14 protein-coding genes are annotated in these 16,416 nt (G+C 37.9%); 10 read left to right on the forward strand and 4 right to left on the reverse strand.

Annotated elements, in window-relative coordinates; translation table 11 throughout:
- Positions 1-2: 2 nt before the first annotated feature.
- On the reverse strand, positions 3-647 hold the full coding sequence (locus tag WBW42_RS05290) for a ParA family protein (RefSeq protein WP_005804567.1): 645 nt from the start codon (positions 645-647) through the stop codon (positions 3-5).
- Between the two features lie 158 nt (positions 648-805).
- Here WBW42_RS05290 and WBW42_RS05295 point away from each other — a divergent pair, with 158 nt between their 5' ends.
- Both WBW42_RS05295 and WBW42_RS05300 read left to right on the forward strand, forming a co-directional pair.
- Positions 806-1,273: a Holliday junction resolvase-like protein gene (locus WBW42_RS05295; RefSeq protein ID WP_032057276.1), complete on the forward strand. Its 468-nt coding sequence runs from the start codon at positions 806-808 to the stop codon at positions 1,271-1,273.
- 139 nt (positions 1,274-1,412) lie between these two features.
- The gene (locus WBW42_RS05300) at positions 1,413-1,976 is read left to right on the forward strand and encodes a hypothetical protein (protein ID WP_032057277.1); all 564 of its coding nucleotides are present in this window, start codon (positions 1,413-1,415) and stop codon (positions 1,974-1,976) included.
- A gap of 52 nt (positions 1,977-2,028) precedes the next feature.
- On the opposite strand, the gene WBW42_RS05305 is transcribed toward WBW42_RS05300, so the two are convergent.
- The gene (locus WBW42_RS05305) at positions 2,029-2,559 is read right to left on the reverse strand and encodes a hypothetical protein (RefSeq protein WP_005078420.1); all 531 of its coding nucleotides are present in this window, start codon (positions 2,557-2,559) and stop codon (positions 2,029-2,031) included.
- A gap of 26 nt (positions 2,560-2,585) precedes the next feature.
- A complete protein-coding gene (locus tag WBW42_RS05310; protein WP_032057279.1) occupies positions 2,586-3,374 on the reverse strand; it encodes a class I SAM-dependent methyltransferase in 789 nt (262 codons plus the stop codon).
- A gap of 127 nt (positions 3,375-3,501) precedes the next feature.
- On the opposite strand from WBW42_RS05310, the gene WBW42_RS05315 reads away from it, so the two are divergent.
- The 8 genes from WBW42_RS05315 to astE all read left to right on the forward strand — a co-directional run bounded on the left by WBW42_RS05315 (position 3,502) and on the right by astE (position 15,149).
- Positions 3,502-4,779, forward strand: a complete 1,278-nt coding sequence (locus WBW42_RS05315; protein WP_032057281.1) for a hypothetical protein — start codon at positions 3,502-3,504, stop codon at positions 4,777-4,779.
- Between the two features lie 413 nt (positions 4,780-5,192).
- The gene (locus WBW42_RS05320) at positions 5,193-6,626 is read left to right on the forward strand and encodes an amino acid permease (RefSeq protein ID WP_032052635.1); all 1,434 of its coding nucleotides are present in this window, start codon (positions 5,193-5,195) and stop codon (positions 6,624-6,626) included.
- Between the two features lie 1,032 nt (positions 6,627-7,658).
- Positions 7,659-8,930, forward strand: coding sequence for a Glu/Leu/Phe/Val family dehydrogenase (locus WBW42_RS05325; protein WP_005078412.1), 1,272 nt, complete (start codon positions 7,659-7,661; stop codon positions 8,928-8,930).
- Between the two features lie 136 nt (positions 8,931-9,066).
- A complete protein-coding gene (locus tag WBW42_RS05330; protein WP_032057338.1) occupies positions 9,067-10,281 on the forward strand; it encodes an aspartate aminotransferase family protein in 1,215 nt (404 codons plus the stop codon).
- An 18-nt stretch (positions 10,282-10,299) separates the two neighbouring features.
- Positions 10,300-11,331 carry an arginine N-succinyltransferase gene (gene astA / locus WBW42_RS05335; RefSeq protein ID WP_002116871.1) on the forward strand — a complete coding sequence of 344 codons (1,032 nt, stop codon included), beginning with the start codon at positions 10,300-10,302 and terminating at the stop codon, positions 11,329-11,331.
- Positions 11,331-12,800, forward strand: coding sequence for a succinylglutamate-semialdehyde dehydrogenase (gene astD, locus WBW42_RS05340; RefSeq protein ID WP_032057339.1), 1,470 nt, complete (start codon positions 11,331-11,333; stop codon positions 12,798-12,800). Before astA ends, astD begins: the two co-directional genes overlap by 1 nt.
- An 18-nt stretch (positions 12,801-12,818) precedes the next feature.
- Positions 12,819-14,162, forward strand: coding sequence for an N-succinylarginine dihydrolase (gene astB / locus WBW42_RS05345; RefSeq protein WP_002116805.1), 1,344 nt, complete (start codon positions 12,819-12,821; stop codon positions 14,160-14,162).
- 12 nt (positions 14,163-14,174) lie between these two features.
- Complete coding sequence (gene astE / locus WBW42_RS05350) at positions 14,175-15,149, forward strand: succinylglutamate desuccinylase (protein WP_032057340.1); 975 nt, start codon at positions 14,175-14,177, stop codon at positions 15,147-15,149.
- A 60-nt stretch (positions 15,150-15,209) separates the two neighbouring features.
- Here the strand turns inward: astE and WBW42_RS05355 are convergent, their stop codons facing one another.
- Entirely contained in the window at positions 15,210-16,004 is a 795-nt protein-coding gene (locus tag WBW42_RS05355; RefSeq protein ID WP_032057341.1) for a hypothetical protein, read from the reverse strand.
- Positions 16,005-16,416: the final 412 nt, after the last annotated feature.

Raw genomic sequence — 16,416 nt, forward strand, 5'->3', positions numbered from 1 at the left:
CTTTAAAACCACTCAGCTTTATCTTCAATTAACTTGTTTAGAACAGGTTGCCATTGATTTTGGATACTAATAAAGTTCTTTTGCGGTTTATCAAAAATGCTTAAACCTTGCATTGCTAAGCTGCCATACGCAGTGCGTTCAGCAATCCATGCAACAGGTTCCTGTTCAATTTTTTCAAAGAACTGCTGGATATCTTTTGAGCTTGCGCTGTTTGGTTTTACACGGTTAGCAAGAAGCAAAATCTGTACTTTGCCTTTGCGAATACGTTTAATATCTTGTAAATGCTTCAAAAAGCGACGAGTACTATCTATGTCAAAAAATGATGGCTGAAGCGGAGTAATAATGGCATGAGCTTCACTAATAAGTTGTTCAGCATGCTCACCTGACAGAGCACCAGGCGCATCAATAATTAAATAGTCCAGATTTTTGGGTGCATCACCAATTGATTTCTCATGACGCCAGTCTAGGCTTTGAATCGTTGCAACGGTATCAGGGCGCTGTTTTAACCATTGTAAAGCCGATTTTTGATTGTCCGAATCTGCTAATGCTACTTTATATCCTTTTTGTGCCAATGCTGTTGCCAACGTAATGGCCGTCATGGTTTTTCCGCATCCGCCCTTTTGATTTGCAATAAGTATCGTTTTCATAAATCCAATTATTTTCAGCAGCACATTTGTTTATGTTTTATACCTTAGCATCTTTTTATGTGAAGGAGATGACCACATTTGACAAAAGTTTAAGCTGTTTCGTTATTTTAGATATGATTAGATCTGTAATCTTAATTCGTGCTTTTTAAGGAAAATTTATGTCTGTATGGCTTGCCATGCTTATTGGTGCTGGAATTGGCATCATTATCACTACTCTTATTTTATCAAATACACGTAATGGACGAATTAAGTCTGAATATGAGCAATATATTGCTGAACTTGAACTAGAGCATCAACAAGCGCTTACTCAAGCACAAAAGAGAAGTGTAAATACAAGTCGTGCGGTGTTGAAAGGAAAAATGGCAGAACAATTTGCTCCGGTTTTACCTGAATTTCAGTATTTACCAAGTGATGCAAAATTCATGGGCGATCCGGTGGATTATATTATTTTTGATGGATATACCGATTTTCGCGATGGCGATGGTACGGCAGAAGACATCAATATTATTTTGCTCGATGTAAAAAGTGGTGGAGCTAGACTTACAAAAGGTCAACAGGCAATTGCTCAAGCTGTTCAACAAGGCAAGGTTCGTTTTGAAACGTTGAGAATAGATTTCGAAGGTTAACGAGCTGATTAATTCAGCACAAAAATAGACGAAATTGATCTGTATTGTTACTAAATTTCGATATTTTTTTCATCGCTTAAAGCTATTATAAATTGAAAATCTATTCACTTTGATCTAGCAATATTTGAGGTGTAGCACGATGAAAAAACAACGTTTGATGATGGGCTTACTCGCCGCGATTGGCATGAGTTCAACATTTGCATCGACCTCAAGTGAATATAATATTGCCAATGGTTTAAGCCCGATAGAAAAAGATCAATCTATTGCTGTATTACAACCTTTTCAAGGCAATTTCAGAATTTTGGGTTCAAAAGTTTATCAAAATGATGAACAAGCTAAATTTTCTCCTATCGACTATGCAGTAAGTTGGGGATTGTTTGCACAGCCTGAAATCGCACGTCATATTTCAGTGAAACAATATGACCGTTATTTAAACTGGAAAATTCCTAAATTACCTGTTCCAGCAGAGCAAGCAATGCAAATGGTGTCTAACATGCATATCATTCCTGCAAACCCTGAGATTGCTCAGCAGATTAAACAGGTTAAACGTGGTGATTTAGTTTATCTAAAAGGTGACCTTGTCGAGATTAAGGACAAAAATTTAGTCTGGAAATCTTCACTTACCCCGACCGATACTGGTGATGGTGCATGTGAGTTATTCCGCGTTCAGGCAATTCATTGGGTTGAAAAGCAAAATATATAATTTGAAAAAAGCCTTCATAAGTTTGAAGGCTTTTTTATAACCATTACATTGCTTATTTCTGTTGCGATGCTTTCCAATATTTTAATTGATTTTGTGCTTGTAAATAGTCGGCAAGATCATTGATCTGTTCATCTTTATTGGCTTGCTTATCACTCAAGTGTTTTTCTTGGTTTTCCCAATATTGATAAAGTAGACCCTGAATGTAACGGCCCTGCTCAGTTTTTAAATCTAAATCTTTTAACATGGTCAGAGAAGAGCGCACATTATCGAGAGTACGCTGTTGCTCAAACTCTGTAGTGAGGGTTCCAGCTTCATGCATTTTTGCTAATTCACTTTCCATCTCGTCACTCATTTCTGTAAAGCGACGGTCATAATCCTCTAACAGCGCAATATCGTGTGCATCATCAGCAGTGGCAGGGAACGTCTTAACAGGTCTTTCATTCAGTTTTTCTAAAACCTGATCGGTAGATGAGGTGGCAGAAGGTTGCTCCGTCTTAGCAGGCTCATCCGCTTTTTTACAAGCAGTCAGAAATAGGCTAGAGCAAAGCAAAGACATTAATATGATTTGAGGTGTTTTCTTCATAACTTTCAACCAAACCTATTCACTAATTATTTAACGGGTAACGTACTTTTTTGAAAGTGATATGCATACGTAACATATGGAAAATCAATCTGATCTTGAGGACCTAATCCCGTAAAATCATAAACAATTTTTTCAAACTGTGCTTTGAGTTGTAATTGATCTTTTTCAGTCATTGCAGCAATAAAACTCGTAGAGAGTAAACGTTTACTCACGACTTGTTCGACAGAACCGTGTTGTGACTGTGTGAATGTTTGTAGGCTATCAAATATGAATAAATCTTGTTGTTCAAATACACGTTTCCACTTTTCACTATGATAACGAGGTGTGTCGCCTTCAAGAGGAAGTAGGAAATCAGCTAAAGCTTTGACCCAATCTGTACGTTCGTCACGTTGATTCCAAACTAGCCCTAAATGTCCTTTGGGTTTTAATACTCTATGCATTTCTGTTAGGGTATCGAGGTTGTCAAACCAGTGAAAAGATTGCGCACAAATAATGGCATCAATTTTATGGTCTGCTACAGGAATTGAATTGCTAAAAGCCTGTAATGTTTTGATATCAGGATAAACTTGTTGAAGCTGCTGTAACATCTCGCCAATTGGCTCAACTGCAATAACATCAGCATGTGTTTGTTTTAAGTAGGGTAAGAATTTGCCAGTACCCGATCCAAGATCAATAACAGTAGATTTTTCCTGTATTTGTAGGCAATTTTGCAGCCAACTTACTATTTCTGCGGGATAATTAGGTCTAACTTGCTGATAAAGTTCAGCAGCTGAGCTGAAGCCTTTTTGAGCGGCAGGATGTAAGGATTGTGTCATATTTTGCGCTTTTTAATCTGACTGGCATCTATAAAATAAGATACTCCGCAATCATAAATTGGCAAAACACCTATTTTGTTTCATTTTTGACGTTGTATGTGGGAGTAAATTTTCTTTCGGTGTGAGCATGGATAAGCAAATTATTTTTGAAGACGAACACATTAGAGCCATTTTTTTACCAGGCGATTCTAATACATTAGTTCTCTCTTTTGGCGATTTGATTACCCGAGCGAGTGGCTTATCTATCAATGCTGAAAAGTCTCTAATTAAATACCAATATAATGTTATTGGGGTAATGCCAAAACAAAAATCATGGTTTCCTCAAGCAAGCATGATTGAGCTGGCAAAAGCAATTTCGCCTATTCTAGAAGGCTTTAAAAATATTGTGGGTTATGGCGGTTCAATGGGCGGCTATGCGGCAATCAAATATTCTAATTTATTGAATATGAACCGTGTGATTGCATTTGTGCCTCAATATTCAATTGACCCAGAGCATGTTGAAGACCGACGCTACGCTGAGTTTTTTGATTCGGTAGCAAACAAGGACATGCAGATTCAGCCGCAAGATGTCGATGCAGCGCGTGAATACGTTATTGTTTATGACCCATATTTCTCGATTGACCGTGAACATTACTTAAAAATAAAAGAGCTGTTACCTAGCTTACATACGATTCATTTGCCATTTACTGGTCATGAAGCATTGTCAGTATTGGCTAGTTCAAGTTTATTACATGATTTTATTGAACATGATTTCGATGAAATCTATTTTTATCAGCAAGTTCGTAAGGTCAAAAAACAAAGTAAGTTTTACTTCCGTAATGTACTTGCGCATGTTCTTACCCAACATGATGAAATGTTGTTAAAAATATTACGCCAAAATGATTTTCAGCTAGATGAACGTTATTTTGATAACCCACTTAAACAGGCTATTACACGTAGTCTGATAAAAACAAATCAAGCAACTGAGTTGGACTTTCAAAAGCTTGGTATTAAAGTGCTGCGAATTCAAGAAGATGCAAATTACAAAGAAGGCTTGCAGACTAGCTTTGGTTTAATTTTGGTATTCAACCTCATCAACTCAAAATTTGAAAGTTACACGGTAGACACTCTACTGGCGAATAAATCTTATTTGGTTCCAATTGTGGCTGAGCAAACTGGTGTAGTGAATATTGAATTAAATAATGAAATTTATTTGTTAGCGATGAATGATCGCAAAGTCATTAAATTGTTCAAGAGTGAAGAGCCTTTAACATCGGATATGAGTCCTTTTCTAATCAAAAAATATTTCGACTGCTTTGCGATTAGCTATAAGCAACTAAATTTATCTTGTGATGAACAAGGGCTGTGTGAATTTACGGAAGGTTCAATTCAACCTACAGAACAGTTGACTACCATCAGCTATTAAAACTTTATAGTGTTTAAATAAAGCTCAGACCTTTAGGTTTGGGCTTTATTTTTTGCTTAAAAAATATTTTTTTATAAACTTATTTGTATATTATTTTAAAATTCATTATTTAAATAAATAGTAGGTTTATTATATGGTGATCTGCTGTATTTAAAGTAGACATAACCAGTAATGTATATAAATATTATATTTAAAAATAAATGGGTTTTTCTACTACATAAATTATAGAAATAATATAAGATTAATTAAAATACGGTTATAGCTATAAAAAAATATAACTAAATGTTTTTACTATATATTTTATTTTTACCTGAAGAGCTTGGTTAAAATAAGTTCACTATTCAAAGATAATTGCATATTTATTTTTTTCTCCTAAAATGATTTTTTACTAAATTGTCGTTACAGTTTTTTATATGCAATCATTAAATTATCGGAATAATGATGCATCGCAACATGGAAGTTCTGCACCTTTGAAACGAGCAATGAGTACTCGACATTTGGTGATGATCTCCCTTGGCGGTGCCATAGGTACAGGTCTTTTTTTAGGGTCTGGTGATGTAATTTCCCAAGCAGGCCCAATTGGCGCAATTATTTCTTATTTTTTGGGCGGTTTAATTGCCTATACCGTGATGTTATGCCTGGGAGAACTTGCGGTTCATGTACCGGAATCAGGTTCTTTTGGTGAATACGCCCGCCGTTATATTGGTCCGGGTACGGGCTATATGATTACTTGGCTCTATTGGTTAACTTGGACTGCAACTTTGGGGACTGAGTTTACTGCGGCAGCTTTATTGGTGCAGGAGTGGTTTCCATCTACCTCGGTATGGGCTTGGACTCTTTTTTTTGGCGCCTTAGTTTTTTTCCTTAATATCAGTTCAACTCGATTATTTGCCGAATCTGAATTCTGGTTGGCACTCGTCAAAGTTGTCACTATTATTTGTTTTATTGGTTTAGGTCTACTGGCAATTTTTGGTTTTATTCCTTACCACGGACATGAAACAGCACCATTATTTAGTAACCTGACTGCTCACGGTTGGTTCCCAAACGGTCTCTTCCCAATTTTTGCTACTATGCTGATTGTTAACTTTGCTTTTTCGGGCACAGAATTAATTGGGGTAGCAGCGGGGGAAGCTGAGAATCCAGCACAGACAGTTCCTAAAGCAATCAATGCGGCTATTTGGCGTTTACTGATTTTCTTTGTTGGTACAATTGTGGTGATTAGTTCATTACTGCCGTTCCAGCTTGCAGGCCTTAGTGCAAATGAAGTAAGTAATAGTCCTTTTGTGACGGTATTTAACTATATTGGTATTCCATACGCAGAAGACATTATTCGCTTTGTAATTATTACGGCTTTACTATCTGCTGCAAATTCTGGTTTGTTTGCTGCTTCACGTATGATGTGGTCGCTTTCGGCAAAAAATCAATTACCAAAAATATTTTCTAAATTAACTCCTTCTGGAACACCGATTGTTGCCATTACAGTAACTATGTTTGGTGCAATTCCTGGATTGCTTTCAGAACAATTTGCGCCAGAAACAATTTTTAAGAATTTGTTGGGCGTTGCAGCTTTTACAATGGTTGTGGTTTGGATTGCGATTTGCGTTTCACAGTTTAACTTCCGTAGACAGTGGTATAAGTCGGGTAAAACAGCAAAAGATTTACGCTTCGCGGCACCTCTTTTCCCTCTTACTCCAATTGTAGGTGGGCTGTTCTGTATCGTTACCTGTATCAGTATGGTATTTGACCCATCTATGCAAGTTGGTTTTATCTGCTGCATTATTTTTATCATTTTATGTTATGCAAGCTACTTCATTTTTTATCGAAAGAAAGATCTAGTGCAAAGCTAAGCTTTTTAGTCGAAAAATGTGTTTTTAAAGGTCCCGAAAGGGGCCTTTTTTTGTGCCTTAGAGGAACTACAAAAGAAAGAATTTCTGTATTTTTTTTAAAAATGAAGTTTTATTTTTGATCATGAAAACAAATATTGTTTTATAAAATTACCATTTATCGGATTCTTATTAATATTTATTTATTATTAATAGTTGATTAAGTCTATGTTTAGCTTGGTTATTTGATAAAGAGGTTTTTGGGTTTTTATAAAATATGAATTAGAAATGGACTTATTATAGATTTAATGTAGAGAGGGTATAATTTTTTGACAAATTCATAAAGGTGATTAATTTTTAAGTTATTGTTATTTATGATTTTAATTTGGTGTATTTTTTTAAATTATGATTTTATGTTTTCTATAAATTTTTTTTATTAAAGTTAAGCTTTTTTTAATATTTGTTGTTTTTTTATTATAAAGATTAGTGCGATTTGATTATTTTTTCTCTGCTTATTTATTTTAAAATGTTCTAAATGAGTGTGCTCTATGCTATATTTATTGGAAGATTTTATAGCTATGTTCCGGCTTAATTTTAAGCGGTGTGTGTAGAGATAATTAATCTGTAGCATTATTGAACAATGTTTATTTTTAAAAAGACTAATGGAGGGATCTATCGATTAGTCAAAATAATTTTTATGGACATATGATTTTTTTATAAATCATCGTTCTTTTTAACTCCCAAACGGTTATGCCATTTCTTTTGTATTTATATTTCAGCCGACTGGATTAAGTGGGTTGTGGTTAAACTTTGCTTTTATAAAGATAGCTTTATAAACAGTAAGTTACATGAAAGAAAGCTTGTAAAAGATATCGATATATAAAAGTAGATCATACTTTTAGTATCAACAAATGGAATTTAAAAAATCTAATGCTTTAGAAGAGCAGAAGGTTTAGTAAATAAACTAAGACTTTGTTATTGCAAGGTTTTGGTTGCTGAATAATAAAGACTACGGATTTATCAAATCTGAGTCTATGAAGGTATATAGGAAAAAAGATGTCAGATCTTTCATACGTAAACGAACATAGCGATGCATGGCAAACTTACTTGGCACAAATTGACCGTGTAGCGCCATATTTAGAACACTTAGCTGATTATATCGATACTTTAAAACGTCCTAAGCGTGCGCTTATTGTTGACGTGCCAATCGTGATGGATGACGGTTCGATCCAGCACTTTGAAGGTTACCGTGTACAACACAACTTGTCTCGTGGTCCGGGTAAAGGCGGTGTTCGTTACCATCCAAATGTTGATTTGAATGAAGTGATGGCGTTATCTGCATGGATGACAATTAAAACTGCTGTTTTGAACTTGCCATTTGGTGGTGCAAAAGGTGGTATCCGTGTTGATCCACGTAAATTATCAACTCGTGAATTAGAGCGTTTGACTCGTCGTTATACGACTGAAATTGGTCATATTATTGGGCCTCAAAAAGATATTCCTGCTCCAGACGTTGGTACGAATGCCAATATCATGGGTTGGATGATGGATACTTATTCTACTAGCCAAGGTCACACGGTAACTGGTGTTGTAACTGGTAAACCAGTTCACTTAGGCGGTTCTTTAGGTCGTGTAAAAGCAACTGGTCGTGGCGTATTCGTTACAGGTCGTGAAGTAGCAGCAAAAATTAATTTACCAATTGAAGGCGCGAAAGTTGCTATTCAAGGTTTTGGTAACGTAGGTAGTGAAGCAGCTTTCTTATTTGTTGAATCGAAAGCGAAAGTTACACACGTTCAAGACCACACTGGCACAATTTTCAATGCTGATGGTATTGATCTTGAAGCATTACGTGATCACGTAAATGCAAATCAAGGTGTTGGTGGTTTTGCCGGCGCTCAATCAATTGCTGACGAAGATTTCTGGACAGCTGAAGTTGACATTATTGTTCCAGCTGCATTGGAAGGCCAAATCACTGTTGAACGTGCTCAAAAACTTAAAGCTAAGTTGATTTTAGAAGGCGCAAACGGCCCGACATATCCTAAAGCTGAAGACGTATTAGTTGAGCGTGGCATTGTTGTAGTTCCTGACGTGGTATGTAACGCCGGCGGTGTAACTGTAAGTTACTTCGAATGGGTTCAAGACATGGCGAGCTACTTCTGGAGCGAAGAAGAAATCAACGAGCGTTTAGACAAGTTGATGGTTCAAGCTATGGAAGATGTTTGGAATACAGCAAACAGCAACGCTTGTACTTTACGTACAGCGGCTTACATCTTGGCATGTGAGCGTATCTTAAAAGCTCGTAAAGAACGCGGTATTTTCCCAGGCTAATCTGCGGAAATTACTTTTAGAAAAAGTGGTCTGAACAAATATAAAGGATGTTATAGGGTTTATTTGTTCAGTCCCTTTTTCTGAATTATTCAAATTTAAGTGTTATCGAATATATTAAATAAATACTGAGGTAAGCATGGAACAGCCAATTTCTGTAACTCGAAGCAACTTTAACGACTGGATGGTTCCAGTTTTTGCACCGGCAAATTTCATTCCGGTACGTGGCGAAGGTTCACGTATTTGGGATCAAGAAAATAAAGAATATATCGATTTTGCAGGCGGGATTGCAGTAAACGCATTAGGTCATGCGCATCCAGTGGCAGTAAATGCTTTAACAGAACAAGCAACAAAACTTTGGCATGTAGGCAACGGTTATACAAATGAACCCGTTCTACGCCTTGCAAAACAACTCACCGAAAATACATTTGCAGATAAAGTATTCTTCTGTAACTCAGGTGCAGAAGCGAACGAAGCAGCATTAAAACTAGCTCGTAAAGTTGGACTAGACAGCGGTGTTGCTGGCAAAAGTGGCATTGTGGCATTTAACAATGCGTTTCATGGCCGTACCTTATTTACCGTTTCAGCGGGTGGTCAACCTAAATATTCACAAGACTTTGCACCTCTTCCAAACGGTATCAACCATGTTGCCTTTAATGATTTAGAAGCTGCAAAAGCGGTGATTAATGAACAAACATGTGCTGTGATTGTTGAGCCGATCCAAGGTGAAGGCGGTGTTATTCCTGCTGACATCGAATTTTTAAAAGGTTTGCGTGCACTGTGTGATGAGTTCGGTGCCTTACTGATTTTTGATGAAGTACAAACCGGTGTTGGCCGTACAGGTGCACTGTATGCCTACATGAACTCTGGTGTTATTCCAGATGTATTAACGACTGCAAAAGCACTAGGTGGTGGTTTTCCAGTCGGTGCAATGCTAACAACTGATAAATTTGCACCGCATTTTTCAGTCGGTACACATGGTACGACTTATGGTGGTAACCCGTTAGCAAGTGCGGTTGCTGGTGCAGTCTTTGAGTTTATTAATACGCCTGAAGTACTTGAAGGTGTAAAACATCGTCATCAATATTTCCTAGACGCATTAAATAAATTAAATGCTGAATACCCGATTTTTGAAGAAATTCGTGGTCAAGGCTTACTCATTGGTTGTGTATTAAAAGCTGAGTATGCAGGCAAAGCGAAAGACATTACGACTTGGGCGGGCGAAGAAGGTTTGCTTGCTTTAATCGCGGGACCAAACGTGGTTCGTTTTACACCGTCTCTAATTATTCCTGAACAAGATATTGATGAAGGAATTGCTCGTTTAAAACGCGCATTGGCAAAGTTGGCTAAATAAAAAAAAGGAAAGCTAGCCATGATGATCGTCCGTCATGCCGAGTTTCGAGACCTTGAAGATATTTATAAATTAGCAGGTAAGTCGGGTGTAGGCCTGACTTCCTTGCCGCAAAATATGGATACACTTTCGGCTCGAATTTCACGTACTCGCAATACTTTAAATGGCAATGTCCATAAAAGTGAACAAGGTTATTTATTTGTTCTTGAAGATACAGAAGCTCAACGTGTTATTGGATTAAGTGCAATTGAAGTTGCTGTAGGGCTCATTGAACCTTGGTACAACTTTCATGTTGGTACTCAAGTACACGCTTCAAAAGCATTAAATGTCTATAAGTCATTACCTACTTTATTTTTAAGTAATGACAGAACAGGTAGTAGCGAACTCTGTACACTATTTTTAGATCCAGAGCGTCGTGAAAACCAAAACGGTAAATTCTTATCGAAAATCCGTTTTATGTTTATCGCTGCCTTTAAGCAATATTTCGAGAAAAAGTTAATTGCTGAAATGCGTGGTTTCTCGGACGAAAATGGATGTTCTCCATTTTGGGATGCGATTGGTCACCATTTCTTTAATATGGATTTTTCAACAGCAGACTATTTAAGTGGAATTGGGCAAAAAGTGTTTATTGCAGAGCTTATGCCACGTTTCCCAGTCTATGTAGATCTCTTGCCAAAAGATGCGCAAGAGGTGATTGGAAAAATGCATCCACAAACTTTACCTGCTTATCATGTGCTTGAGTCGGAAGGCTTACGCTATCAAGGATATGTCGATATTTTTGATGCGGGTCCAACCATTGAAGCCAATATTGATGAATTGCGAGCAGTAAAAGAAAGTCAGTTACTAAACGTCAAAATTACAAGTGAAGCTGCGGTCGGTAAGACCCAATATCTCATTGCCAATGATAATTATCATGACTATAAGGCAATGTTGTTAAAGCTTGATCTTGTTGATAACACAATAAATTTAACACATGAACAAGCTGAAAAACTCGGTGTACAAGAAGGTCACGTTGTTCGTGTGTTATCACTAAATCCAATGGAAGTATCCTGATGTCAAACTCTTTATTTATAAACGGTGTCTGGTTACAAGGCAGCGGCGCAACATTTGAGAAAACAAATCCTGTTGATAACCAAACTGTATGGTCAGGTGCCGAGGCTACTGCTACTGATGTAGAACAAGCTTGTCAGGCAGCGCGTACTGCGTTTCCAGCTTGGGCGCGTTTACCACTTGCAGAGCGTGTAGCGATTGTTGAAAAATTTGCCGCTTTGCTTGAAGAAAATAAAAAGCATTTAGCAGAAGTCATTAGCCAAGAAACCAGTAAGCCATTTTGGGAAACGTTAACTGAAGTTCAATCAATGATTGGCAAAGTTGCAATTTCAATCCGTGCTTATCATCAGCGTACAGGTGAAAGCTCAACTGAAATGGCCGATGGCGTAGCATCTTTACGTCACCGTCCACATGGTGTGCTTGCAGTTTTCGGTCCATATAACTTCCCGGGCCATTTACCAAATGGGCATATTGTTCCTGCATTATTGGCAGGTAATACTGTGGTATTTAAACCAAGCGAATTAACACCTTGGACTGCTGAAGAAACTGTAAAACTTTGGCAGCAAGCTGGTTTGCCAAATGGTGTGATGAACTTGGTGCAAGGTGGTCGTACCACTGGTGAAGCGCTAGCTGCCTCACATGAAATTGATGGTTTATTGTTTACCGGAAGTGCAAACACAGGTTATCACTTGCATAAGCAAATGGCGGGTGCTCCTGAGAAAATCCTTGCGCTTGAAATGGGCGGCAATAATGCATTGATTATTGATGAAATTATTGATGTCGATGCTGTGGTTAATCTCACTATTCAATCTGCTTTTGTTTCGGCAGGTCAGCGTTGTACATGTGCGCGCCGCATCTTGGTAAAAAATGGTGCTGAAGGTGATGCATTTATTCAACGTTTTGTTGAAGTTGCTAAAAATCTAAAAGTTGGCCGTTGGAACGACGAACAACAACCATTTATGGGTGGGGTAATCTCGTCAGTTGCTGCAACAAACATGATGAATGCTCAGCAAAAGTTACTTGAGCTGGGTGCAAAAAGTTTATTAGCCATGACACGTCCTCAAGAAGACAGTTCTCTACTTACTCCGGGTATTGTTGATGTCACAGGCGTGAAAGATATTCCGGATGAAGAATATTTTGGCCCGCTTACCACCATTCAACGTTATGACAACTTTGATGAAGCATTAAAAATTGCTAACGCAACTCGTTTTGGCTTGTCAGTTGGTTTGGTTTCACCAAAACGTGAACTGTTTGATGACTTACTCATTGAAGCACGTGCCGGTATTGTGAATTGGAATAAGCCGTTAACTGGCGCTTCAAGTGCTGCACCGTTTGGTGGTGTAGGGGCATCAGGTAATCACCGCGCGAGTGCTTTTTATGCTGCCGACTATTGTGCTTGGCCAATGGCATCACTTGAAAGTGACAGCTTAACCTTACCAGAAAAATTATCTCCAGGGATTGTGTTGCCTTAAACACTAGGGAAAGAAAAAATGAAAGGATATGAAGTAAATTTCGATGGTTTAGTGGGACCAACACATCACTACGCGGGTTTGTCGTTTGGTAATGAAGCATCGACAAAAAACCGTAATAATACCTCGAATCCAAAATTAGCAGCTAAACAAGGTTTGCTAAAGATGAAAGCCTTGGCTGACATGGGAATGAAACAAGGTGTACTTGCTCCGCATGAGCGTCCACATGTTCCAATGTTACGCCGTTTAGGTTTTACAGGTGATGACATTAGCGTTGTTGCTCAAGCAATGCGTCATTCACCTGAACTATTGTCATCTTTAAGTTCAGCTTCTCCAATGTGGACTGCCAATGCGGCTACCGTTTCACCTTCGGCAGATAGCCAAGATGAGCGCGTGCATTTTACAGCAGCGAACTTGAACAATAAGTTTCACCGTTCAATTGAAGCTGAAACTACAAGCCAAGTTTTACAAGCAATCTTTAAAAATGAACGCCACTTTGTACACCACGAAGCATTACCACAAGTAGCTTTGTTTGGTGACGAAGGAGCAGCCAATCACAACCGCTTAGGTGGTGATTATGCTAAGCGCGGTGTTCAGGTGTTTGTTTATGGTCAACAACATTTAAATAATGGCTTGCCGGGACCAAAACGTTATCCAGCTCGTCAAACGCGTGAGGCAAGTGAAGCAATTGCACGTTTGCACCGTTTAGATGATGCACATACTGTTTTTGTTCAGCAAAATCCAGATGTAATTGATCAGGGCGTTTTCCATAATGATGTGATCGCGGTAAGTAACCAACAGGTTTTATTCCATCATCAACATGCCTTTTTAAATCAAGATCAGGCCTTTGCTGAAATTCGTCAAAAAATGGCAAGCATCGGTGAAGACTTTATTTCAATTGAAGTCCCTGAAAACCGTGTTACCGTTGACGATGCCGTAGCAACCTATTTATTTAATAGCCAAATTTTGACTCGTCCAGATGGTGGAATGACTATTGTTGTACCGGAAGAGTCTCGTCAAAATGCAGCAGTCTGGGGCTATTTGAATGACATGATTCAAATGGGCACACCAATTGATGCTATTCAGGTATATGACTTACGTGAAAGTATGCGTAACGGTGGTGGTCCAGCTTGTCTACGTTTACGCGTAGCTTTAAACGAAACTGAGTTAAATGCCGTAAATCCAAAAGTTCTGATGAACGATCAGTTGTTTGGCACACTCAATCAATGGGTAGATAAACATTATCGTGATCGTTTAGCACAAGAAGATTTGGCTGATCCGCATTTGTTAATGGAAAGCCGTATGGCACTTGACGAACTGACCAAAATTTTAGGTTTAGGTTCGGTTTATCCTTTCCAAAAATAATGAGGAGGTGACATGCAAGATTTTCTAGCATTAACCTTACAAGGTGAGCAGCCTACAACTCGCGAAGGAAAACAAAATAATTTTTCTTGGCGCTGGTTGGGTGAAGGACTTCTTGAATGTACGCCAAACGCACAGTACGACAAAGCTGTCGTACTGTCAGCTGGAGTGCATGGTAATGAAACAGCACCAATTGAATTGTTATCTCATCTTTGCGCGGATTTATTTGCAGGGCGTTTAAACCTTGCTGTGAGGTTGCTGCTTGTATTGGGTAACCCTTATGCAATGCGTCAAGGCAAACGCTATGTGCATGACGATGTAAATCGAATGTTTTGTGGTGGATATAAAACTCTAGGCGTGTCTGAAGAATCAAAGCGTGCTGAAGTTTTAGAGCAAGTTGTCACAAATTTCTTTCAAGAAAGTGCAAGTGATGCTAAACGCTATCACTATGATTTACACACAGCAATTCGTACTTCATTGTTACCAACGTTTGCTTTATTTCCCTATCAAACGCATGGCTATGATGCTGATTTAACAGCAAGTCTTGAAGCAGCCGATTTAGATGCTTTGGTTTATCACAATGCAGCAGGTAAAACGTTTACACATTTTACGAGTGAGAATTTTAAAGCTGCGAGCGCAACTTTAGAGTTAGGCAAAGCCTTACCATTTGGGCAAAATGACTTGAGCCAATTTGCTGCAATTGATGAAGTTATTCGTAATGTAGTTTCTGAGCAAGCCTTACCGCTACGCAATAAAACAAAAATTCGGGTCTTCAAAGTATCTGATTCTTTAATTAAAAAAGATGAAGATTTTCAGATGAATTTATCTGCTGAAGCTCCGAATTTTTCGACTTTTACCAAAGGTGAAATCATTGCAACTCAACCTTCTGGTAATTATGTTGTTGAGCAAGATCAGGTCTGGATTTTATTTCCAAACCCAAATGTGAAGCTTGGTTTGCGTGCGGGCTTAGTTTTAACTGAAGCGAGTTGAATACTTGATTTTTGAGAAATAAAAAAGGGCAATTAATTGCCCTTTTTTATTTATAACGGATTAGTTATTACCGAAAAGACCTTTAATAAAAGATTTCTTTTCAGCTTTTTGTGTAGTCGCTTGAGCGCCTGCATTTACGTTTGCATTTGCATTAATACCAGCAACATTAACACCAACGTTTACACCTGTTTGAGCGTTAACTCCATGAGCTGGTTGAGCTGTATTTAATTTTGCTTGAGCATCAGCTTTAGTGTCAGCTACAAACTCTTTTTGCTCAGCTTGGTTTTGAGCTACACGAGTTTTTACAGCATCTACATGCGCTTGAGCATTAGCTTGTTTTTCAGCAGTAAATTCTTTTTGCTCAGCTTGCTTTTCTGCAACTTTAGCTTTTACAGCATCAACACCTGCTTTTGTATCAGCTTTCGCTTCAACTGCTAAGTTTTTAGTACCGTTTGCAGCTTTAGTCGCTACATTTTTAGTACCTGTTACTGCTTCGGTAGCAAAATGTTTAGTACCAGTTGCGGCTTTAGTTGCTACATTTTTAGTACCTGTCGCAGCTTCGGTAGCAAAATGTTTTGTACCATTTGCAGCTTTAGAAGAAAGTTCAGTCACTTTTCCTGTTGTTTTTTTTGTTGCTTTAACTGTAGTGTCAGCCGCTACATGACCAGCATGCTTTGCTGTGCTACCTACATTATGAGCAGTATTTTTGACTGTGTTGGCTACGCCACTAACAAGACCACCCGGTTGTACATTTACTTGAGCAGAAGCACCTGCATTAACGCCCGCACTTTGTGCAAAAATAGAGGCAGAAGCAAGAACACTTGCAGTAACGATAGCTGTTTTCATCATTTTCATTGCGATATCCTTCAAAGAATATACCCTTTTAGTGAGGTATTTCATAAACGCAAACGAATCATAGCCAAGGGAATATAGTCTTGTGAACTGTCTTCATCAAAATGTTACAACAGTGTTACGTTGAGTAAACAGACTAGGGATAAATTGTGAAGATTAATAAAAATTAATAATAAAGTGAAAAAGAACATTTATTTGTTAGATATTCTAATTAAGCTCTCTTATCTTTCCTTTTTTAAAAAATATCCTTTAATTTTTTCTCTTTCGGTTTTTCTCGACTTGTCCTTTATATCTTTAAATGTGATGTGAATCTAATTATTTATTAGAGGAAACGGCATAATTATTGCTTATTATGAGAATGAAGTGCTTTTTTAGCACTTTTTTGAACCATATTCTGCCAGAAATATAAATGTAC

The sequence above is a fragment of the Acinetobacter sp. LT1 genome (genome assembly GCF_059800965.1).